Source organism: Variovorax sp. 22077 (genome assembly GCF_052044195.1).
Classification (GTDB): domain Bacteria; phylum Pseudomonadota; class Gammaproteobacteria; order Burkholderiales; family Burkholderiaceae_C; genus Variovorax; species Variovorax atrisoli.
Window position 1 is genome coordinate 109,308 of record NZ_JBQEQC010000004.1, and the last position, 21,227, is coordinate 130,534.

Sequence of the window (21,227 nt, forward strand, 5' to 3'; positions counted from 1 at the left end):
CCGGCCGCTAGCGCATCTTCTCGCCATCGCGCACCGACTCGATCGCGCCGTTGTAGAACCTCACGATGCCGAGGAAGTTGCCCTGGCCGCGGTAGTAGACCCAGTCTTCCATCGGCACGCACTGCTGCGTCACCACCTGCTGCGCCGGGCCGCCGGGATAGGGAGAAAGCACCCAGGCGACCTGCGGACGCGGCACGCAGACGAATTCCTTGGACATCGGCTCGCCGCATTTCTGGATCACCGAGACCTTGGAGTCGCCCACGCCGGAGAGCGTGCCGCCGCAGCTCAGCGACTGGGCCGATGCGGCCGGGGAATGCAGCAGGGAGACGAGGCAGAAGAAGGCGCTCGCGGCGAGTGTGCGCATGGTGGGACGGATTCCTTGTGCTGCCTGGGACCATGGCCGGCCCCGATAGTTTCCCTTGCCTTCGTCATGACCTCGGCCCGCGCAGCCTGGCCACGCCGAAGCCCAGCGCCACGGCCACGCAGAGAAACACGATCAGGGTCGGCCAGATCGAGCGGGTGAACGCAAAGGTGCCCAGCGCCGCGCCCGCGGACAGCGCGACGGCCAGCCATTCGAGCGCCGGGTCGATCCAGCTCTTGGGCGCGTTCTTGCGTTCTTCGGCTCGCGGGGCGCTCGCTTGCTTGCGCGCCTGTCGCTGCCTCGGATTGGGAAACAGAGCTCGCAGCTCCGGCGTGGGCCACGGACCGTGCGGCGAAGCGCCGATGCCCGCCAGCTGCCAGACCGGATCGGTGTCATGGCGCGAGAGGTCCGACATGAGGCCGGCGAGCGCCTTGGCGTCGTCCAGCCGCTCTATGAAGGCCAGCTCGGAGCGCAGCCACGGCTCTGCATCTGCGGCATCGGGCAGCCCTTCGGTGCGCATCAGGATGTGGTCGTCGAAGCCTTGAGCGGCCCATGCCTCGAAGCCCTCGTAGAGCGGCCGGTAGCGCTCGCCGATGGCGGCGACGATGGCTTCACGCCGTGCCGCGAGCCGTGAAAGCGCCGTGGCCCTGTCGGTGACGAGGTAGGGGTAGGCGGCTTCGGCACCGAGGTCTTCCAGGCACTCCTCGCGCTCGACGGCGCTGTCTTCGTCATCGACGTCGTAGGCCTCGACGAAGCGGGCGCGGCGGATGTCGCCTTCGCCGAAGAGCGCGCGCCAGAACAGCGGAAAGAAGGCATTGGCCTCCAGCTCCGCGCAATGGCCGAAGAAGCCGCGCCATTCGTTGCGGCTGCCTTCGGGCATGCGCGGCAGCTTCGAGCTGGAAAGGTAGACGGGATGGGACATCTTGTTCTTCTTCGCTCCATGAAGACCCGAGGGCAGGGCTGCGCCATCTTACGGGCCGGTGCCGCCATTACGCCCTTGTAATCCGCGCGAAAGGCCATGGCCGGATGGGCTTTCCAGAATGAGATGCATCGGCCTGGCCTCTTTTGACTTCTTTCTTATTCATTCACGGAGCATCGATTCATGAAACACGCATTCCTCGCTACCTCCGCGTTCGCGGCGCTGCTCTCTACGTACGCCGCAGGCGCCTCTGCCTCGGGCTCGCACGACGATGCCATCGGCAAGCCCGGCGTGGCCGCCAAGGCGACCCGCACGGTGGAGGTCGACATGACGGACAGCATGCGCTTCACGCCTTCGGACATCAGCGTGAAGAAGGGCGAGACCGTTCGCTTCGTCGTGAGGAACTCGGGCAGGCTCAAGCACGAACTGGTGCTCGGCACCGCGCAGGAGCTGAAGTCGCACTACGCCGCGATGATGAAGAACCCCGAGATGGAGCATGCCGAGCCGAACATGGTGACGCTGGCGCCGGGCATGACCGGTGAAGTGGTCTGGCAGTTCACCAAGGCAGGAAAGGTCGATTTCGGCTGCCTGCAGCCCGGGCACTACGACGCGGGCATGAAGGGCGTGGTGAACGTGGCGCAGGCCACCCCCCGCTGATTGTTTCCGCCGCATGAACACCGCGGTTCTTTTTGCTCCGGGTTTTTACCTATCCGCAGGCTCACAATTCATCCCACAGACCAGCCGACATCAACCAAGCAAGCCAGTCTGGATGAACAGGCCCCGAGCGAGGTGGCCGCCCCCGAAAGGGACGGTGCCCCACCCAAGACCGGTTCGAAACCATCCCGTATGCAAAGAACTGAACTGAAGGAAATCCAAATGACCGCCTCGAAGCTCCTCTCCGCCATCTCCATCGCCCTGCTGGCTGCTGCCGGCGCCGCCCATGCCGAAAGCTATGACGGCGTGCATCAGCTGACCTCGGCCGCAAGCCGCGCCGACGTCGCCAGCCAGGCCGTCGTTGCAGCACGCAGCGGCAACCCGTATGCGGACGGTGCCAACCAGGGTCCGGTGCAGCTGATCGCTTCCACCACCAGCCGCGCTGCCGTCCGTGCCGAAGCAGTGGCTGCTGCCCACAGCGAGAACCCGTATGCCGAAGGCGTGACCTCGCGCGTGGCACCGGTCCTGGCCAGCGGCCTCGATCGCTCCGCCGTGCGTGCCGCTGCCCGTGCGGCGGCTCGCGGTGACGCACTGCCGCTGTAATAGAAGACGCTGGCGCTGAAGGCGCCGAAGAAATAAGAAGCCGGGCCCTGCGAAAGCGGGGCCCGGCTTTTGTTCGATTCGGCCGAGGCTTCGTGCCCTTCTGCCGCCGTCGCTGTCAGTAGACGCGTTCTTCGATGGGGCCGACGCGATCGGGATAGAAGGCCACGTAGTCCTTGAGCTGCGAGAACGACTCGTACGGTGTCTCGTAGGTCCACACCGCATTCACCGAGCGTTCGCCGCCGGCCGGAATGCTGTAGTAGTTGCATTCGCCCTTGTAGGGGCAGTAGGTCGCATGCGAGGTGCGCTCCAGCAGAGACATCTTCACATCCTTGCGAGGGAAGTAGTGCACGGTGCCGAAATGGGCTTCGCGCACCGTCAGTGCCTCGCGGGTATCGGCGATGACGCAGCCATCGACCGACACCACCACGCGCAGCGGGTTCGGTGTGATGGTGATGGGATGGTCGGGGCCGGGGATCTTGATGGCGCGCTCTGCTGTAGCGAACATGGAAAGCTCCTTCGTCCTCAGGTCAGATCGGATGGCACGGAATCGGGGGATGCGGATATTGCCGCGAGCGCATGTCGATTTGAAGTCCCCGGCGAATCAGCCCATTGTCGACGTGGTTAAACAGTCGATGCCCATCAGAACGGCTCTGGAAGCCTTTCTTATTCATTTCGTTACCCGGGCGGAACTGTCGAAACGACTTCCGTGGATGCACGATGCGTGTGGTCACGATTCTGTTTCGTTTACGCATCAGCCATGGACCATGCGCAGGCCTGCGGTGCCGCCGATCACCATCGCGATGCATGCAATTCGCGCGGCCGAGAGCGCTTCGCCGAAGAAGAACACGCCCATCAGCACCACGCCCACGGAGCCGATGCCGGTCCAGATCGCGTAGGCTGGCCCCAGCGGCAGATAGCGCAGGGCCCTTGCCAGCAGGTAGATGCTCAACAGCGCGGTCAGAACGCCGATCACCGACGGCACGAGCCGCGACCAGTCCTCCGATTGCTTGAGCGCGGCGGCCATCGCGATCTCGACCAGACCCGCTGCCAGCAGAAATAGCCAACCCATGAAAAAACTCCTTCGTTGTCGTTCGTTGCGGAAAAGAGGAACCGGATAATTCCGGTCCGGGCACCGATCAACAAGTACGCACCTTCTGGTAACCATGGGAAATTCAAAGATGCCGACGAAGAGGAAGCCGGATGTGGCAGAGCCGTGCGCCGATGCGACGAGCGCCGACGTGTGGAGTGTTGACTGCCCCTCGCGCCGCGTGCTGGAGCTCATCGCCAACAAGTGGGCGCTGCTGCTGATTCCGCTGCTGCGCGGCAAGCCGCAGCGCAACAACGAGCTGCTGCGCAAGGTGGGCGGCATATCTCAGAAGATGCTCACGCAGACGCTGCGCGAGCTGGAGCTCAATGGCCTGGTGCTGCGCGAAGACCGCCAGACCGTGCCCCCGCATGTCGAGTACAGGCTGAGTCCGCTGGGCTTGTCGCTGAGCAGGACGCTGATCGCGGTCGACCGCTGGGCAGAGGCCAACCATGCGCAGATCGATGCCGCGCGAGAGGAGGCCACAAGGTGAAGAAGAACCCGCTCGCAACCCTGGCCGTCTTTCTTGCAGCCGGTTTGCTCGCCGCAGGCGCCTGGGCGCAACAGCAATCGCAACAGGCGTGGCCCTCCAAGCCGGTGCGCGTGATCGTGCCCGCGCCGGCCGGCAGCTCGCTCGACCTGATCGCCCGCACGCTCGCAGACCGCCTGCGCGTGATGTGGAAGCAGCCCGTGGTGATCGAGACCAAGGCCGGCGCCGGCGGCCTGATCGGCATGGACACGGTCGCCAAGGCGCCGCACGACGGCTACACGCTGGGCATCGGCTTCAACGGCCCGATCGCCTTCGGCCCCTACATGTACGCCCGCATGCCCTATGCACCGGCGCGTGACCTCGCACCGATCGTGCTCACCACCTCGCAGCCCAACGTGCTCGCGGTGCAGGCCGACAACCCCGCGAACACGCTGCCCGAGTTCGTCGAATGGGCGAGGTCGCGCGGCAACCGGTTCAGCTATGCCTCGGTGGGCGCGGGCAGTTCGTCGCACCTCACGATGGAGCTCTTTCGCAGCGCGACGCACATCGAGGCGGTGCACGTGCCGTTCTCGGGCTCGCCGCCTGCCGGGCTTTCGCTGGCGGCCGGCGACACGCAGGCGCTGTTCGCGGTGGCGCCCGCGCTGCTGCCGCTCATCCAGGGCCATCGGGTGAAGCTCATCGCCATCACCAGCGCGAAGCGATCGGAGCTCATGAAGGACCTGCCCACGGTGGCCGAATCGGGCTATCCCGGCTTCGAGTCGCTGGCATGGAACGGCCTGTTCACTGCGGCCGGCACCCCGCCCGAGGTGGTCCAGCGCATCAACGCCGACGTCAACGCGGTGCTGCAGGAGCCGGTGGTGCGCGAATTGCTTGCCAACCAGGGGCTGGTGGCAGGCGGCGGTTCGCCCGAGGAGTTCAGGGCCTTCATCGATGCCGAAGGTCGCAAGTGGGGCGCGATCATCGCGAAGGTCGGCATCCGGCTCGACCAGTGAGCTTCCGGCGAGTCAGGAAAGCCGAAAATCGTTGAGCGACACTCCTGCCCCATACAGCAAGCCCCATCGAGGAGAGAAGAACATGGAACAGCAACAACCCGCGACGCAATTCCCGCGCGACATCTACACCGAGCCGGAACCCGATCCGAACACCCTGGCCAACCTGGGCCCGCTCGCGGCGCTGGCCGGCGTCTGGACCGGCTCCGCCGGCCACGACGTGAGCCCGAAGGAAGACGGCCCGGAGGCGGAGGCCTACATCGAGAACGCGGAGTTCCAGCCCATCGACGCGCAGACCAACGGCCCGCAGATCTTCTACGGCCTGCGCTACCACCTGCGCATCGTCAAGCCCGACGACGTCGAGACCTTCCACGACCAGGTCGGCTACTGGCTCTGGGAGCCCGCAACCGGCGCGCTGATCCAGACGCTCAGCATTCCGCGCGGCCTCACCGCCATGGCCACCGGCCGCGCGAAGGCCGACGACCGCAGCTTCAGGCTCGAAGCCGTGCGCGGCAGCGAGAACAACGGCATCGTGGACAACCCTTTCCTGGACCACGCGTTCAAGACGCTGCGCTACGGCATCGACGTGACGGTGCACGACGACGGCAGCTGGTCCTACGAGATCGAGACGGTGCTCCAGGTCTTCGGCAAGGCCGAGCCCTTCAGCCACACCGACCGCAACACCATGCACAAGATCGGCGAACCCACGCCGAACCCGACTGCGCTCGCCGCGATGAAGGCGCAGGCGGAGGCCGCTGTGGAGTCGGTGGTGGAAGCCGCAGTGGAGGCGGTGGCGGCGACCGGGAAGGCAACGGACAAGGCTGCGGGGACGGGGGCCGAAGCGGGCGCGGAACCGGCCTGAACCGTTTCCCGATTCGTCCCGAGGCGGCGAGCGCCGCTTGCATGTCGACTCAGTAGCTAGACGAGCGGCGCCGACCGGCCTTCAGTCCAGACGCAGCGACCCGAGCCGTTCGACGATCAGGTCGTGCAGCGTCTGCGCCGCCACCGACAGGCTGCCCTCGCGCCGCTGCACCAGATAGAGCGTGCGCGTGAGAGTGGGAAGCGGCAGCGGCCGCGTCACCAGCGTCTCGCGCTGGAAATGGAAGAGCGTGAGCGCGGGCACCACGCTGATGCCCAGCCCGGCCTCGACGAGCCCCATCACCGTGGCGAGGTGCTCCACCTCGAACACCGAGTTCAGCCGCTGCGGATGCAGCGCCGCGTCGAGCGCCTGGCGCACGCTGCTGTTGCGCGTCATCTGGATGAACGGGTAGGGCGCGATCTTCTTCAGCGTCAGGCGCGGTTCCTGCGCGAGCGGATGGTCGGCGCGGCAGACGAGATGGAAGCGGTCGGTGCACAGCCTGCTCGCGCGCAGGTCGCTGTCGGCCGTGCCGCCCGCGCCCGAGGCGGCGAGTGCGAAGTCGGCCTGGCCGCTGCGCACGAGTGCGATGCAGGCGTCCGACAGCGCGTCGTCCAGGTCGACGCGGATGCCGGGCCATGCCCGCATGAACTCGGCGAACACCGAAGGCAGCCAGCCGGCCGCGAGCGACGGCAGCGCGGCCACGCGCACACGGCCCTTGCGGCGCTCCACGTGATCGGCGAGGTCGTCCATGGCGCTGCCCATGTCGTCGAGCAGCCGGCGCGCCGAACTCTCGAACAGCCGGCCTTCGGGCGTGAGTTGCACGCTGCGCGTGTCGCGGTCGAACAGGCGCGTGCCGACGGCGTCTTCGAGCGTGCGGATCAGCGCGCTGAATGCGGGCTGCGAGAGATGGCTGCCCTGCGCCGCGCGCGTGAAGTTGCGGTGCTCGGCCAGCGCGAGAAAGGCGCGCAGCTGCCGCGTGGAAAGGTCGGGCGTCTTTCGCATTTAGGTCTCGTCTCCGTGCCGTAGTGGCTTCTTATTTGAAAAGCAGATCAATCGATCCGTATTTTCGATTTTACGGATGAGCGGGCGCTGCCTACAGTGCACCGCGATGAATCTCACTGACACGCCAACGCTGCTGATCGGCTGCGCCGCGGGCTTCTCGGGCGACCGCACCGACGCCGCCGGCCCGGTGGTCGACACGCTGATCGCGCGGCTGGCCCACGGTCCGAAGGGGCGGCGCGCCTTCCTGATCTTCGAGACGCTGGCCGAACGCACGCTCGCGCTGGCCCAGCTGCGTCGCCGCGACAACCCCGAGGCAGGCTACGAGCCGCTGCTCGACCCCATGCTGCGGCCCGTGCTCGCGCGCTGCCTGGCGCACGGCATCCGCATCGTGAGCAACTTCGGCGCTGCCAACCCGCGCGCCGCTGCCCGGCACATCGCACGCATGGCGCGCGAGCTGGGCGCGAGCGCGCCGCGCATCGCGGTGGTGGAGGGCGACGACCTGTCGGGGCCCGAGCACCGCGCGATGCTGCAGGAGGCACTGGGCGCGCAAATGGAAGGCCCGCGCGTGGTGAGCGCCAATGCCTACATCGGTGCCGAGCCCATCGCCGCTGCGCTCGACGCGGGCGCGCAGATCGTGGTGTGCGGCCGCGTGGCCGACCCGTCGCTCACGGTAGGCCCGGCCATGTCGCACTTCGGCTGGCGCGCCGACGACTGGAACAGGCTGGCCCGCGCGACCATGGCGGGCCACCTGCTCGAATGCGGCGCGCAGGTGTGCGGCGGCTACTTCGCCGACCCGGGCTACAAGGACGTGCCCGGCCTGGAGTCCGTCGGCTTTCCCATCGCCGAGATCGACGCCGAAGGCCGCTGCACCATCGGCAAGGCCGACGGCACCGGCGGCCTCGTGAGCGAGGCCACGGTGAAGGAACAGCTGCTCTACGAGGTGCACGACCCGGCCGCCTACCTGACGCCCGACGTGGTCGCCGACATCTCCGACGCCGAGGTGCAGGCGCTGGACTGCGCCGACCGCGTGGCGCTTTCCGGCGTGCGCGGCCATGCGCGGCCGGACCGCTACAAGGTCAACGTGTGCCACGAAGGCGGCTGGCTTGCCGAGGGCGAGATCTCCTATGCCGGCCCGCGCGCCGAAGCCCGTGCGCGGCTCGCGGCGGAGGTGCTCGGCAAACGGCTCGACGGCCTATCGCTGCGCGTGGACCTGATCGGCGCGCTGAGCATCTTCGGAGACGACGCCGGCCGCGCGCTGGCGGACACCCGCGATGCCGGCCTGCGTGACGTGCGCCTGCGCGTCGCGGCCTCGCACACGGAGCGCGCGCAGGCCGAGCGGCTGGCGCGCGAGGTGATGGCGCTCTATACCTGCGGCCCGGCGGGCGGGGGCGGCGTGCGCACCGCGCTCACGCCGCGGCTCAACACGCTGTCGTGCCTGTTGCCGCGAGAGGCGATCCCGGTGCGCTTCGCGCTGCTTTCGCAGGAGGAACTGGCATGAAGAACGCGGCAGACACCATCGAAGTGCCGCTGTACCGCGCCGCCCACGGTCGCACCGGCGACAAGGGCGACCGCTCCAACATCAGCGTCATCGCCTGGCATGCGCAGCTCTATCCCGTGCTGGTGGAGCAGCTCACGCCCGAGCGGGTGGCGGCGCAGTTCCATCACCGCGCGCCATCGCAGGTGCAGCGTTTCCTGCTGCCGAAGCTCAATGCGATGAACTTCGTGCTCGACGCGGTGCTCGACGGCGGCGTCAACGATGCGCTGAACCTCGACGCGCACGGCAAGGCGCTTTCCTTCCTGCTGCTCGACATGCCGGTGCGCGTGCCGCGCGAGCTGGTGCCGCTGCTGGCCGGGCCGTAGCCGCAAACCTTTTTCCCTTCCCAAGCCATTCCATACGGAGACAAGACAATGAAGCGATTCCCCCTCACCATGCTGACCGCCGCGCTGGCCGTGGTGCCTCTGCTGGCCCAGGCGCAGGCCTTTCCCGAGAAGCCGATCACCTTCGTCGTGCCCTTCGCGGCCGGCACGGCCACCGACCAGATCGCGCGTGCGCTCGGCACCCAGATCACCGCGGAGACCAAGCAGGCCGTGGTCATCGACAACAAGGCGGGCGCCAGCGGCTTCATCGCCTCGCAGAGCGTGGCCAAGGCGCCGGCCGACGGCTACACGGTGCTCATCACGACCAACACCACGCACGCGGCCAACGAGCACCTGTTCAAGAAGCTGCCCTACGACCCGGTCAAGGACTTCTCGCCCGTCGCAGCACTCGGCAAGGGCGGGCAGATCATGGTGGTGAACCCCACCTTCCCCGCGAAGAGCGTGGCCGAGTTCATCGCGCTCGCGAAGAAGGAGCCCGGCAAGTACAGCTTCGGCAGCGGCAGTTCATCGAGCCGCATGGCGGGCGAGCTGCTGCAGCAGATGGCCGACATCAAGCTCTTGCACGTGCCCTACAAGAGCAACACGCTCGCCGTGACCGACCTGCTGGGCGGGCAGATCAACATGATGATCACCGACACCGCCACCGGCCTTCCCCAGGTCAAGGCCGGCAAGCTGCGCGCGCTGGGCTTCTCCAGTTCCACGCGCTCGACGCTCGCGCCCGACGTGCCCACCATCGCCGAGGCCGGCGTGAAGGGCTACGAGATGGGCTACTGGTTCTCGGCCTACGCGCCCGCGAAGACACCGCCGGCCGTGGTCAAGCGGCTCAACGAGCTGCTGGTCAAGGCCGCGAAGAGCGAGGCAGCGAAGACCGCCTTCTACGAACCGACCGGCACCGAGGTGTTCACCAGCTCGCCGGAAGAACTGGCGAAGTTCCAGGCCGGCGAATCGCAGAAATGGGGCCGCATCGTGAAGGCTGCCGGCATCGAGGCCGAGTGAGCTGACGGCCTGCACGCCGTAGCGGGGATCGGCGCCGCATACATACAAAAGATCCACAACGAAGGAGACAAACCATGAAACGCTGGAGCCTCAGGGCTGCCACGGTGGCTTCGGCCGCCCTTTTTCTTCTGAGCGCCTGCGGCGGAAGCGGCGGAGGGGGAGGGGGCGGGCTGATCCTGCCGCCGCCTTCCACCGGAACCCCGTCGACGTCTGCGCCGCCGCCCACGGCGGCCGCCGCCCCGAAGTACAAGCTCGCCATCACCGCCACGGAAGACGTCGCCGGCACCTTCGGCAGCGTCGGTGCCTACGAGAAGATCACCGGCACCTTCACCGGCGAGGTCGATCCGAAGGACGCGCGCAACGCGATCATCCAGGACCTGCAGCTCGCGCCGCTCAACGCCAACGGCAAGGTCGAGTACACCTCCGACTTCGTGCTCTTCAAGCCCAAGGACATGAGCAAGGCCAGCGGCGTGCTGCGCTACGACGCGCCCAACCGCGGCAACATCGTGAACCTCGATCCGTACTTCGCCTCGCGCGGCTACGTGTTCCTCACGGCCGCATGGCAGGGCGACGTGCCGGCCGCAGCCGGCAAGCTCACGCTGAAGGTGCCGGTCGCGAAGAACGCCGACGGCAGCAGCATCACCGGCACCTATCGCGCCGAGCTGCTGCCCACCGCGGCCACCAGCGATTCGCTGCCGCTGCCCGGCGGCCCGTTCAATGCCGCGATGCAGGCCTACCCGACCGCGAGCCTCGACAACACCAAACCCGGCTATGTGCTCACGCGCCGCATCAACGAGGGCGATGCGCGGCAGCTCATTCCCGCGAGCGAGTGGAAGTTCGCGAAGTGCAGCGCCGCTACGCCGTTTCCGGGTACGCCCGACGAGACGAGCGTGTGCCTGAAGGACAAGTGGGACCCGGCCTATCTGTACGAGCTGGTCTACGTCGCGAAGGACCCGAAGGTCATGGGCCTGGGCCTCGCGGCGCTGCGCGACATGATCACCTTCTTCCATCGCGATGCCAGCGATTCGGCCGGCACGGCCAATCCGGTGGCCGCCGCGATCAGGAACACGATCGCCTCCGGCGTCTCGCAGTGCGGCAACTTCATGAAGACCTTCGTGCACCTCGGCTTCAACGAGGACCGTGCAGGGCAGAAGGTGTTCGACGGCGTGTTCGCGCAGATCGCGGCGCGGCAGACCAACATCAACATGCGCTTCGCCATTCCCGGCGGCGGCGGCGGCGTGCGCGCCGACCACACGGCCTTCGGACAGGCGGGCACGCGCGGGCTCTCGAAGGACTACGTGGACGACGTGGCGCAGCGCCGCGGCGGCATCCTGTCGCGCTGCGAGGCCAGCGGCACCTGCCCCAAGCTCTTCATCGGCTTCAGCGGTACCGAGTTCTACGTGCTGCAGGGCTCGCCGCTGCTGACCGATGCGTGGGGCACGACCGACCTCGTGCAGCCTGCGAACGCCCGCGTCTACTACTACGCCAGCACGCACCATCTGCTGGGCCTGGCTTCGCTGCCGGGCTCGAGCGCCGGCGCGCTCTATGCGACCAACGGCAATGCCGGCGTGATCCCGGTGGTGCGCGCGCTGTACCAGAACCTGGAAGACTGGGTCGTCAAGGGCACCACGCCGCCCGACAGCCAGGTGCCGAAGATCGCCGATGCCACGCTGGTGCGGCCGCAGCAGGTCAAGTTCCCTTCCATTCCCGGCGTGAACTACACGGGGCTGGTCAACAACTACTCGCTGCTCGACTGGGGCCCGAACTACCGTCCGCAGGACGAGAGCGGCATCGCCACCCAGGTACCGCCGGCCTACCTGGGCCGCGACTACGCGATCCTGGTGCCGCAGGTGGACGCCGACGGCAACGACGTCGCCGGCATCCGCAGCCTCGACGTGGCCGTGCCGCTGGGCACCAACACCGGCTGGAACTACACGAGCGTGCCGGGCCGCATCGACCAGGCAGGCCTCTTCGGCTCGTACTTCCCTTTCGCGAAGACGGCCGCGCTGCGCGGTGCCGATCCGCGGCCCTCGCTGCAGGAGCGCTACACCGACCAGACTGGCTACGTGGCGGCGGTGACCGCGGCCGCCAACGACCTGGTGGCGAAGCGCTTCATGCTGCGCGTGGACGCCGATGCGGCCATCGCCAACGCGGCGGCGAACCCGGTGCTTCCCTGAGACTGCGTCAACCCGCGGTGTGCACCGCGAAGCCCGTCCTGCCCGGCGCGATGTGCTCGCGCAGGGTGAGGGCGGGAATCTCGTAGTCGCCTCCGTTCTGGCGGCGGAACGGAATCGGCTCGACGCTGAAGAGCGTGTCGAGCCGCTCGCCCAGCTCCTGCGTGATGCGCGCGTATGCGGGCTCGTCGACCTTGTCGGTGCGATACACGACGTAGGGCGGCAGCACGTCGAAGCCGGGGTAGTAGAGGATGCCGTGCTGGATCGGGAAGAGCAGTTCTTCGATCGGCCCGTTGACGCCGCGCGGCGCGTAATGCGAGGCCCAGCCGCCGGCGGTAACCACCAGCATGGCGCGCTTGCCCGCCATGACGCCTTCGCCGAAGCGGTCGCCCCAGTGCCGGTCTGAATGCTCGCCCACGCCATAGGCGAAGCCGTAGGCGTAGATGCGCTCGACCCAGCCCTTGAGGATGGCGGGCATCGAGTACCACCAGAGCGGAAACTGCAGGATCACCGCGTCGGCCCAGAGCAGCTTCTCCTGCTCGGCGGCGATGTCGGCTGTCTGCGTGCCGGCCTCGAAGGCCCGTTGCGAATCCAGGATCGGGTCGAATTGCGCGGCGGCGTCGCGTGCCGGGAAGTCGTCGGCGTCCAGCGCGGGCTTCCAGCGCATGGCGTAGAGGTCGGACACGCGCACGGAATGGCCGTTGGCCGTGAGGCGATCGACCATGAAGCGGTGCAGCGAGCCATTGAGCGAGGCGGGTTCGGGATGGGCCAGGACCAGGAGGACGTTCATGATTTCTTGAGGGTTCGAGTGGAGATGCCCTCAGGTTAGGTACGCTGGCGATATATTGGAAATGAATAGTCTGAATTCCAGGAATTGCCATGAACAATTTCAGCCGCCTCGACCTGAACCTGCTGGTCACGCTCGACACCCTGCTGGTCGAGCGCAACGTCACCCGCGCCGCCGAGCGGCTGAACCTGTCGCAGCCTTCGGTGAGCGTGCAGCTGGCAAAGCTGCGCGAAGTGTTCGGCGACCCGCTGCTGCTGCCTGCGCAGCGCGGCATGCGGCCCACCGCGCGGGCCGACGAATTGCGCGAGCCGTTGCGCGAGGCCCTGGAGGCGCTGGGCCGGGCGGTCGCGCCGACGCGGCCCTTCGAGCCGGCCGAGGCGGGCACCACCTGGCGCGTCGCGGCGGCCGACTACGCCGAGTCGGCCATCCTGCTGCCGGCGCTGGCCGGGCTGCGCGCCGCCGCACCGAACACCCGGCTGGCGGTGGTGGAGGCCGTACCTTCGCGCATGGCGCGGCAGCTCGAAGGCGGCGAGATCGACCTGTTCTTCCACACCAGCGTGGGCGCGCCGCCGGGCCTGCATGCGCGGGTGCTCTTCCAGGAGCGCTATGTGCTCGTGGGCCGCGCGGGCCATCCGCGCCTGAAGCGTCGGCCGACGCTGGCGCAGTTCTGTGCGCTGGAGCACGTGGTGGTGTCGCCGGCCGGCGGCGGCTTTGCGGGGCCCACCGACGAGGCACTGGCGCAGCAGGGGTTGACGCGCAAGGTGGTGCTGTCGGTGCCGCACTTCCTTTTCATGATGTCGGCGGTGGCGGGCACCGACATGGTCGCGATGCTGCCCGAGCGGCTGGCGCGCACCGCGCCCGGATTGCGCGTGGTGGAGGCGCCGCTGGAGGTGCCGGGCTACGAGATGGCGATGCTCTGGCACGAGCGCCGGCATCGCGATCCGGCGCACAAGTGGCTGCGCGAGCAGATCGCGGGCAGCCTCTGAGCCTTTCTCTGGACCTGCCCCGCGTTCAGGCCACACCCAGGACCTTGCCGACCCCGGCCTGCCGTTCCAGCGGAAGCCAGAGCACGAAGCGCGTGCCGGCGGTGCCTGCCTCCCAGCTCACCGTGCCGCCGATCTCCTGCGCCCGCCGCTGCTGGTTGCGCAGCCCGCGGCCGCCGCGCCGCATGGCCGCGCTCACGTCGAAGCCGCCGCCGTTGTCCTCGACGACCACGCAAACGCCCTCGTCGGCCACGGAGGTGCTCACGCAGATGGTGGTGGCGCGCGTGTGGCGCAGCACGTTGGCCACGCACTCCTGCACGATGCGCAGGATGTGCAGCGCGCCGTCGGGGTCGAGCCAGTTGAGCGCGGGAACCGGCTGCACTTCCCACTGCAGCGCGATGCCGGCGCTCTCGATGCGCGGCGCCAGGCGGAAGCGCATGGTCGCCAGCAGCAGGAGCAGGTCGGCATCGACGCTTTCCATGGAGTCGATCACCAGCCGCAGGTCTTCCATGCAGCCCTTGAGGACCTCGGAGATCTCGGCCTCTGTCATGGCGCCGCGTTCCACCGAGCGGATCGCGCTGATCAGCGATGAGCCCAGGCCGTCGTGCATGTCCTGCATCAGGCGGCGGCGCTCGGCGCTGAGCATGTGCTGGTTCTCGCTCGCGCGAAGGCGCTGGTAGCTCTGCTCGAGTTCGGCCTCGCGCTCCCTCAGGCGCTGCGCCAGGCCCCTGTTGAGCCGGCCCACCTCGGCGAAGGCGCCGGTGTAGCGCTGGAACATGATGTACGAGAAGACGAAGAACAGGCTGATGATCGCGTAGGGCGACATGTACACGCTCTCCGGGCTCACCAGGTTGTTCTGCAGCAGCCCGTCGTACGACGTGAGCGCGAGCGCGAACACGGTCCAGACCGCCACCAGCCGGCCTTCGCTCTGCTGGTTGTGCAGCGACTTGCGCAGGTTGACGGTGAAGATCAGCACCGCCACCGGCAGCACCGCGAGGTTGAGCAGCGGCGTGAACAGATAGAGGCTGACGATCTTCTCCGACACGTGCGGCAGCGTCGAGATGCTGCACGCCACGGCCAGAGTCACCGCGATGCGGGTCAGCCACACGGAGGGCTGCTGGTGCAGGCGCTGCAGGAACAGGTGGATGAGGATGACCAGCCACAGCAGGCTCGATACGGTCATCCACTCGAACCACTCGTCGGAAATGGGGATGTAGCTGCCGCCCGCGTAGTAGTGCAGCGTCCGGAAGAAGGCGAGCGCGGAGATCGCGAAGAACAGCAGGTAGAGCAGTTCGCGCCGCCGCCCCATCCAGACGGCGAAGGCGAAGGCGCCCACCGCCAGGAAGGCTGCGCTGCCCATGAAGGGAAGCTGCACCTGCAGCAGCTGGCGGATCTGGTAGCGCCAGCTCAGCGAGGCCTCGCTGCCGACCCAGACAGTGGAGAAGCCGCTGCCGCTGTTGCGCAGGCGGTTCACGCGGATCAGCACCGTGCTGGGCGGGGGCGTGCCGGCCGCGGCGTTCAGCGGGATCAGCAGAGGGTGGTTGTAGCCGTTGTGGATCGGGCTGCCGTGCGACTGGTAGAGCAGGGCGCCGTCGCCGTACACCGCGATGTGGCCCAGCGTCTTCCAGCGCGGGAGATAGAGCAGCTGAGGCTCGCGCACCGAAGCCCTGGCGGACAGGTCGATGCGGTACCAGTCGGTCACGGTGCGTGCGCCGCTGTCTTCGTCGGGCACCAGCTCGCGTCCCACCGTGTGCGGGAGGTTGACCTTTCTCCAGCCTTTTTCGGGCAGCGCGGCGTCCTGCACGTCGCGGGGAGGCGCGGTATAGCCGTTGCCAGGGACGGAAAGCAGCTCGACCCGCGTGATGTGAACGGCCTCGGCTTCGTGCGGCGATTGCCCCGCTGAGGGCTCGGCGGCATTTGCGAAAGACAGGAGTGCCGGCGCGGCGGCCAGCAAAAGCTTTGCGATCCACCTGCCGATTCGCCAACAGCTCTTGCTGCCAAGCCTCATAGATCGCTCTGCCTTGGAAGTCGCTTCTTTGTGATTTGCAACGGCCCGAAACCGTTGCTTTACGGCTTCGGGCCGTGGAGCCCGGATCCCGCCCTCGCGAGACGGGCGCGATTATGTTCCCCGTCGAATATTGGTGCGATTACGCCTGTTAACACGGCCGCGACCCCGGGGCGGGCCGTGTCTGCGGGGGCTTCCGGCGGGGGCGCGGCATAGGCCGTCCGTCGAATGCACAGCGGTGGCGGCATTCCCTAGCATGGACGGAACTCCGCGTTCCGCGCCCGCGCCCGCCCCCCTTCCTATTCCAGGCCCTGCCGATGAAACAGTCCGCCTTCATGGTTCTCGTTGCCTGCCTGGCGGCAGGCGCACTGCTCTCGACCGCCGCCGGCTCGTTCGCCGCCGAGCCGGCCAAGGACAACCCGCTGATCGGCCGCTACGAGGGCTCGGTGCTCGACGGCTACAAGGCGGCTGCCTATGACGAAGTCGGCCTCATCAAGGAGCCGTTCCAGAACTGGGGCGGCGGCAAGCCCGACCTGCTCAAGGTCGAAGGCAAGGTCACGCTCTATCTATACAGGCTGCCCAAGGAGCGCTCGCTGCTGGAGGTGCAGCGCAACTACGAGTCCAGCCTCAAGGCCAAGGGCTTCGAGGTGCTGTTCAGCTGCGGCACCGCCAATGGCTCCTGCTACAAGCCGCGCGACGGCCGCGTGGATACCACCACGCCCTACGACTTCGCGCTGGCCTTCGACGAGCCCGAGTGGCCGCGCCTGGGCAGCCGGGGCGACTACGCGCGCAACTACTTCTCGGTGAGCGGACGCTACCTGCTCGCCAGAAAGACCGGCCCCTCGGGCACCGTCTACGCCAGCATCGCGCTGGCCGAGCACAACGCCGAAGTCGGCAACCACGCCTTCGTGCGGGTGGTGGAGAGCAAGGCGATGGAGGAGAACAAGATCGTGTTCCTCGACGCCACGGCCATGCAGAAGAGCCTGGCGGAGACGGGGCGCGTCAATCTCTACGGCATCCTGTTCGACCTCGACAAGGACGTGATCCGCCCCGAGTCGCAGCCCACGCTCGACGAGATGACCAAGCTCATGCGCAACAACCCGCCGCTGAAGCTCTCGGTGGTGGGCCACACAGACGCGCAAGGCGACGCCAGGCACAACGACGACCTGTCGAAGCGCCGGGCGCTGGCGGTGATCGCCGTGCTGGTGAAGGCGGGCGTGGACCCGCGGCGCTTCACCACCCGCGGTGCCGGAGCCTCGGAGCCGGTGGCGCCGAACGACAGCGAGGCGGGGCGGGCGAAGAACCGCCGGGTGGAGCTGATCCGCCTCTGAGCCCGGCCACGGCGGCGTGCCTCAGATGATGGGCACGCTCGCTTCCTTCAGCACCCGCAGCACGAAGTGCGACTTGCTGTGGCGGATGCCCGGGATCTTGTAGAGCTTCTCGCGCAGCAGCCGCTCGTAGTCGCGCGTGTCGCGCACGGCGATGCGGATGTAGTAGTCGTAGTCGCCCGAGACCAGGTAGGCCTCCTGGATCTCCGGGATGGTGGCGAGCGTGCGACCGAAGTCGTAGAGCGTCTCGTCGGTGTGGCTCTCCAGCGTGACCTGCACGATCACCGAGTCGTGGTAGCCGAGCCTGGCCGGGTCGACATCGACCGTATAGCGCTTGATGACGCCCGTGGCTTCCAGTTTCTTGATGCGCGTCCAGCAGCTGGTGGGCGAGAGGCCGACCTCGTTGCCGATCTCCTGCAGGGTCTTGCGCGAGTCCAGCAGGAGCACCCGCAGGATCGCCAGGTCGGTCTTGTCGAAAGATCCTTCGCTGTCGCTCGGTGTTTGCCGATTGGTTTTCATGAATCGAGCTTAAAGAGCCAAAAGAAAGATGCATATTCTGCGCCCGAAACGGAAGAATTGACGGCATGCGACTGCTCGACCTACCCCCCACGTCCTCCCCGTCCCTCCACCCTGACACGAAGCCGGTTCGCATCCGCAACGGCGCCGAGGCCCTGCTCGACACGCTGGTCGAGTGCGGCGTGGACACCATCTTCGGCTACCCCGGCGGGGCGGCGCTGCCGCTGTACGACGCACTGCACGGCGAACCCCGGCTGCGCCACGTGCTGGTGCGCCACGAGCAGGCGGCCGTGCACGCGGCCGAGGGCTATGCGCGCAGCACCGGCCGGGTGGGCGTGGTGTTGGTCACCTCGGGGCCGGGCGTGGGCAACACCATCACCGGGCTGCTGGACGCGATGAGCGATTCGGTGCCGGTGCTGTGCATCAGCGGGCAGGTCGCCACGGCCGTCATCGGTACGCAGGCGTTCCAGGAAAGCGACGCGCTGGGCATGTCGCGGCCCGTGACGAAGTGGAACCGCCAGGTGCGTGCCGCCGACGACGTGCCCGCCCTGGTGCGCCGCGCGCTGGAAATCGCATCGACCGGCCGACCCGGCCCGGTGCTGCTCGACGTGCCGAAGGACATCCAGCTGCAGCGCCTGGGCCGCGCCCCCGAGCCAGCGCCGCTGCGCCCCTTGCGCACCAGCCGCACCGCGCTGCCGCCGAAGGCCATGGTGCAGCGCGCGGCCGATCTGCTTTCCACCGCGCGCCGGCCCGTCATCTACGGCGGCGGCGGGCTCGTCAATTCGGGCCCGGCTGCCTGCGAAGCCTTCACCAGGCTGGTCGACCTGATGCATGCGCCGTGCACGCTCACGCTGATGGGGCTGGGCGCCTTCCCGGCGTCCGACCCGAAGTTCATCGGCATGCTGGGCATGCACGGCACGCTCGAGGCCAACCTGGCGATGCACGAGGCCGACCTGGTCGTCTGCATCGGCGCGCGCTTCGACGACCGCGTGACCGGCAAGCTCGACGAGTTCTGCCCGCACGCCCGCAAGATCCACATCGACATCGACCCCGGCAGCATCAACAAGGTGGTGCGCGTGGACGTGCCGATGGTGGGCGACTGCGCCGCGATCCTCGAGAGCCTGCTCGCGCTGCTGCCCGCCGAGGGCTTTGCGCCCGAGCGGCTGGCGCCATGGTGGGAGCGCATCGAGCGCTGGCGCGCCGTCGACTGCCTGGCCTTCGAGCCGAAGGCCGGTTCGATCCTGCCGCAGCAGCTGATGTCGTCGCTGCAGCGCGCCGTTGCAGGGCGCAACGCCATCGTGTCGACCGACGTGGGCCAGCACCAGATGTGGGCCGCGCAGTACCTGCGCTTCGACAGCCCGCGCCGCTGGCTCACCTCCGGCGGTGCCGGCACCATGGGCTATGGGCTGCCCGCCGCCATCGGCGCGCAGATCGGCCACCCCGGCGCGCTCACGGTGTGCGTGAGCGGCGATGCCTCGGTGCTGATGAACATCCAGGAGCTCTCCACGGCAGTGCAGCACCGCGTGCCGGTGAAGCTGGTGCTGAGCAACAACGGCTACATGGGCATGGTGCGCCAGTGGCAGGAGCTGAACCACGGCAACCGCCTGAGTCACAGCTGGAACGAGGCGCTGCCCGACTTCGTCGCGCTGGCCAAGGCCTTCGGCTGGGGTGCGAGGCGGGTGAGCGACCCGGCGGAGCTGGAGGACGCGCTGGCCGAGTGCCTTGCCAGCGAGGGGCCGTTCTTTCTCGACGTGCAGGTCGAAGCGCAGGAGAACTGCTTCCCGATGATGCCCTCGGGCCATGGGCACCATCGGGTGATGCTGGCGAAGGACCGGTGGTACGAGGAGGTCTGAAGGTCTTGTCCACTCTCCCTCTGGGAGAGGGCTGGGGAGTGGGCTGGGGTGAGGGCGCTGTGCCGTCGACGAGGCGCGGCCTCGACGTGCAGGCCGATGGCCTCAGACGCTCTGCAGCCGCACGTCGTTCGCCGGCATGGCGTTGAGCTCGGCCCAGTCCATCTCCTCCTCCAGCTGGTGATAGGTGTCGTCCTCGATCCTGCCCGCCTGGCGTAGCGAGTCGAGCGCCTCCCGCTGCGCGCGGATGGCCACGGTGCGCAGTCTGTCTTGCGCCGTCTTGGCCTGCGTCTGGTGCCTGTCCTGGGCAAGCGCGCGCGCGGCGCGGTATTCGTCGCGCACCGCATCGGCCTCGCGCCCGTGCTCGGCTTCGATGGCTGCGAGGGCCGCGTCCATCATCGCGGTGCGGGCGAGCGAGATTTCTTCGTCCTGGGAATCGTCGGGCTCGATCTTCAGCATCCTGATCAGCGGCCCGATGGTGAAGCCCTGGATCACCAGCGTGCCCAGCACCACCGCGAACGCGCTGAGCACGATGAGGTCGCGCCCCGGAAACTCCGCCGGCAGCGCAAAGGCGGTGGCCAGGGTCACCAGCCCGCGCATGCCCGACCAGCCGACCAGCAGGTTGATGCGCCTGGAGGGCAGCGGCACCTTGCGCCCGCGCGCGATCAGCCGCAGCTTGTACCTGCGCATCGCGGCGCCGTAGATCAGCAACCACGCTACCCGCACCCCGATGACCAGCGCCAGCACGAGGGCGGCGAACTCCAGCGCATGCGTGAGCTGCGGCCCCGACAGCCGCGTGAGGATGCCGCGCGCCTGCAGCCCCATGAGGAAGAAGGCCAGCACGTTGAGCGTGAACACCACGGCACCCCACACCGCATAGGAGTGCACGCGGTCGCGCGGCGCATGGCGCCTCGGTGCGTACTGGCCCAGCGTCATGCCGAAGGCCACCACCGAGATGATGGGCGACAGGTGCAGCCGTTCGGCCACGATCCAGGCGCCGAAGGTCATCACGAACTGGAAGATGATGGCCGAGCGCGTGCCCGCGAAGAGCGGCGCGCCGAAGTGGATGTTGAGCTTGGCGAACGCGAAGCCCACCAGCGCGCCGCCCGGCACCGCCACCAGCAGCATCGGCAGCGAGCTCGTCATCGGCACGTGCGCGGCGCCCGCCGCGGACACCGCCACGCCGAACACCAGCAGCGCCACCGCGTCATTGAGCAGGCTCTCGCCGTTGATGATCGACAGCGTGCGCCGCGGGATGCGGAACTGCTGCATCACCGCCGCCGCGGCCACCGCGTCGGGCGGCGCGACGATGGCGCCGAGCGTGATCGCCGCTGCCAGCGGCAGTCCCGCGAAAGCCCAGCCCGCCCACGCGACCACGGCCGTGGTCAGCAGCACCGCCACCAGCACCAGCGAGACCAGCGACATCCAGTTGCGGCGCAGTTCGCGCGGCGAGGTGTCGAAGGCCGAGTCGAGCAGCGCGGGCGCGATGAACAGCGCGAGCGCCAGTTGCGGATCGAGGCTCACGTGCGGCACCCAGGGCATCGCGCCCAGGCACACGCCGGCCAGCGCCAGCATCGAGGGGTAGGGCAGTGCGAGACGCCGCGACAGCTGCAGCAGCAGGCAGGCGGCGATCAGCATGACGAGCACGTTCTCGAAGACGTCCATCGGGGCCTCTGTCTTGGTGTTGTTTGTCCCGAATACTAAGAGGTCGCCGGAAGGTGGGCTCCTGCAGCCCGGCAAATGGCAAGG

Annotated in this window: 22 protein-coding genes; 12 read left to right on the top strand and 10 right to left on the bottom strand. The window is 68.1% G+C overall.

The window, feature by feature from the left end; translation table 11 throughout:
* Positions 1–7: 7 nt before the first annotated feature.
* Together ACTJLF_RS06980 and ACTJLF_RS06985 are read right to left on the bottom strand one after the other, a co-directional pair.
* Positions 8–364, bottom strand: a complete 357-nt coding sequence (locus tag ACTJLF_RS06980) for a DUF2845 domain-containing protein (protein WP_126184389.1) — start codon at positions 362–364, stop codon at positions 8–10.
* Positions 365–428: 64 nt separating this feature from the next.
* Positions 429–1,283, bottom strand: a complete 855-nt coding sequence (locus ACTJLF_RS06985) for a hypothetical protein (RefSeq protein WP_354407971.1) — start codon at positions 1,281–1,283, stop codon at positions 429–431.
* A 180-nt stretch (positions 1,284–1,463) separates the two neighbouring features.
* Between ACTJLF_RS06985 and ACTJLF_RS06990 the strand changes: the two genes are divergently transcribed.
* Together ACTJLF_RS06990 and ACTJLF_RS06995 are read left to right on the top strand one after the other, a co-directional pair.
* Entirely contained in the window at positions 1,464–1,937 is a 474-nt protein-coding gene (locus ACTJLF_RS06990; RefSeq protein WP_126184387.1) for a cupredoxin domain-containing protein, read from the top strand.
* A gap of 219 nt (positions 1,938–2,156) precedes the next feature.
* Entirely contained in the window at positions 2,157–2,537 is a 381-nt protein-coding gene (locus tag ACTJLF_RS06995; RefSeq protein WP_019653228.1) for a hypothetical protein, read from the top strand.
* Positions 2,538–2,652: 115 nt separating this feature from the next.
* On the opposite strand, the gene ACTJLF_RS07000 is transcribed toward ACTJLF_RS06995, so the two are convergent.
* From ACTJLF_RS07000 to ACTJLF_RS07010, 3 genes are read right to left on the bottom strand one after another with little or no spacing between them, the layout of a single operon-like run.
* Complete coding sequence (locus ACTJLF_RS07000; RefSeq protein ID WP_019653227.1) at positions 2,653–3,042, bottom strand: DUF427 domain-containing protein; 390 nt, start codon at positions 3,040–3,042, stop codon at positions 2,653–2,655.
* Between the two features lie 22 nt (positions 3,043–3,064).
* Positions 3,065–3,268: a hypothetical protein gene (locus ACTJLF_RS07005; protein WP_157773643.1), complete on the bottom strand. Its 204-nt coding sequence runs from the start codon at positions 3,266–3,268 to the stop codon at positions 3,065–3,067.
* Positions 3,269–3,288: 20 nt separating this feature from the next.
* The gene (locus ACTJLF_RS07010; protein WP_440882738.1) at positions 3,289–3,606 is read right to left on the bottom strand and encodes a DMT family transporter; all 318 of its coding nucleotides are present in this window, start codon (positions 3,604–3,606) and stop codon (positions 3,289–3,291) included.
* 109 nt (positions 3,607–3,715) lie between these two features.
* On the opposite strand from ACTJLF_RS07010, the gene ACTJLF_RS07015 reads away from it, so the two are divergent.
* The 3 genes from ACTJLF_RS07015 (at position 3,716) to ACTJLF_RS07025 (ending at position 5,962) form a co-directional block, all read left to right on the top strand.
* Positions 3,716–4,114 (top strand): winged helix-turn-helix transcriptional regulator, encoded by a 399-nt coding sequence (locus ACTJLF_RS07015; RefSeq protein WP_440882739.1) that lies wholly within the window; start codon positions 3,716–3,718, stop codon positions 4,112–4,114.
* Positions 4,111–5,103: a Bug family tripartite tricarboxylate transporter substrate binding protein gene (locus tag ACTJLF_RS07020; RefSeq protein ID WP_019653224.1), complete on the top strand. Its 993-nt coding sequence runs from the start codon at positions 4,111–4,113 to the stop codon at positions 5,101–5,103. Before ACTJLF_RS07015 ends, ACTJLF_RS07020 begins: the two co-directional genes overlap by 4 nt.
* Before the next feature lie 82 nt (positions 5,104–5,185).
* A complete protein-coding gene (locus ACTJLF_RS07025; protein ID WP_126184385.1) occupies positions 5,186–5,962 on the top strand; it encodes an FABP family protein in 777 nt (258 codons plus the stop codon).
* Between the two features lie 81 nt (positions 5,963–6,043).
* Here ACTJLF_RS07025 and ACTJLF_RS07030 read toward each other — a convergent pair whose 3' ends face one another.
* Complete coding sequence (locus tag ACTJLF_RS07030; protein WP_126184384.1) at positions 6,044–6,961, bottom strand: LysR family transcriptional regulator; 918 nt, start codon at positions 6,959–6,961, stop codon at positions 6,044–6,046.
* A 106-nt stretch (positions 6,962–7,067) separates the two neighbouring features.
* On the opposite strand from ACTJLF_RS07030, the gene ACTJLF_RS07035 reads away from it, so the two are divergent.
* From ACTJLF_RS07035 to ACTJLF_RS07050, 4 genes are all read left to right on the top strand, one after another.
* Positions 7,068–8,459, top strand: a complete 1,392-nt coding sequence (locus ACTJLF_RS07035; protein ID WP_440882740.1) for an acyclic terpene utilization AtuA family protein — start codon at positions 7,068–7,070, stop codon at positions 8,457–8,459.
* Complete coding sequence (locus tag ACTJLF_RS07040) at positions 8,456–8,821, top strand: AtuA-related protein (protein WP_019653220.1); 366 nt, start codon at positions 8,456–8,458, stop codon at positions 8,819–8,821. Before ACTJLF_RS07035 ends, ACTJLF_RS07040 begins: the two co-directional genes overlap by 4 nt.
* 48 nt (positions 8,822–8,869) lie before the next feature.
* Positions 8,870–9,835, top strand: a complete 966-nt coding sequence (locus tag ACTJLF_RS07045; RefSeq protein WP_440882741.1) for a Bug family tripartite tricarboxylate transporter substrate binding protein — start codon at positions 8,870–8,872, stop codon at positions 9,833–9,835.
* A gap of 74 nt (positions 9,836–9,909) precedes the next feature.
* Complete coding sequence (locus ACTJLF_RS07050) at positions 9,910–12,012, top strand: alpha/beta hydrolase domain-containing protein (RefSeq protein WP_440882742.1); 2,103 nt, start codon at positions 9,910–9,912, stop codon at positions 12,010–12,012.
* Between the two features lie 7 nt (positions 12,013–12,019).
* On the opposite strand, the gene ACTJLF_RS07055 is transcribed toward ACTJLF_RS07050, so the two are convergent.
* Positions 12,020–12,799 (bottom strand): NAD(P)H-dependent oxidoreductase, encoded by a 780-nt coding sequence (locus ACTJLF_RS07055; RefSeq protein WP_132750699.1) that lies wholly within the window; start codon positions 12,797–12,799, stop codon positions 12,020–12,022.
* A gap of 89 nt (positions 12,800–12,888) precedes the next feature.
* Between ACTJLF_RS07055 and ACTJLF_RS07060 the strand changes: the two genes are divergently transcribed.
* Positions 12,889–13,782: a LysR family transcriptional regulator gene (locus tag ACTJLF_RS07060; RefSeq protein WP_440882743.1), complete on the top strand. Its 894-nt coding sequence runs from the start codon at positions 12,889–12,891 to the stop codon at positions 13,780–13,782.
* Between the two features lie 25 nt (positions 13,783–13,807).
* Here ACTJLF_RS07060 and ACTJLF_RS07065 read toward each other — a convergent pair whose 3' ends face one another.
* The gene (locus ACTJLF_RS07065) at positions 13,808–15,733 is read right to left on the bottom strand and encodes an ATP-binding protein (protein WP_440882744.1); all 1,926 of its coding nucleotides are present in this window, start codon (positions 15,731–15,733) and stop codon (positions 13,808–13,810) included.
* A 368-nt stretch (positions 15,734–16,101) separates the two neighbouring features.
* Between ACTJLF_RS07065 and ACTJLF_RS07070 the strand changes: the two genes are divergently transcribed.
* A complete protein-coding gene (locus ACTJLF_RS07070; RefSeq protein ID WP_440882745.1) occupies positions 16,102–17,115 on the top strand; it encodes an OmpA family protein in 1,014 nt (337 codons plus the stop codon).
* Between the two features lie 21 nt (positions 17,116–17,136).
* Here the strand turns inward: ACTJLF_RS07070 and ACTJLF_RS07075 are convergent, their stop codons facing one another.
* Positions 17,137–17,631, bottom strand: coding sequence for an Lrp/AsnC family transcriptional regulator (locus tag ACTJLF_RS07075; RefSeq protein ID WP_019653213.1), 495 nt, complete (start codon positions 17,629–17,631; stop codon positions 17,137–17,139).
* Between the two features lie 65 nt (positions 17,632–17,696).
* Here ACTJLF_RS07075 and ilvB point away from each other — a divergent pair, with 65 nt between their 5' ends.
* Positions 17,697–19,481 (top strand): biosynthetic-type acetolactate synthase large subunit, encoded by a 1,785-nt coding sequence (gene ilvB / locus ACTJLF_RS07080; RefSeq protein ID WP_440882746.1) that lies wholly within the window; start codon positions 17,697–17,699, stop codon positions 19,479–19,481.
* A 102-nt stretch (positions 19,482–19,583) separates the two neighbouring features.
* Here the strand turns inward: ilvB and ACTJLF_RS07085 are convergent, their stop codons facing one another.
* Positions 19,584–21,143: a cation:proton antiporter gene (locus tag ACTJLF_RS07085; RefSeq protein ID WP_019653211.1), complete on the bottom strand. Its 1,560-nt coding sequence runs from the start codon at positions 21,141–21,143 to the stop codon at positions 19,584–19,586.
* Between the last annotated feature and the right edge of the window lie 84 nt (positions 21,144–21,227).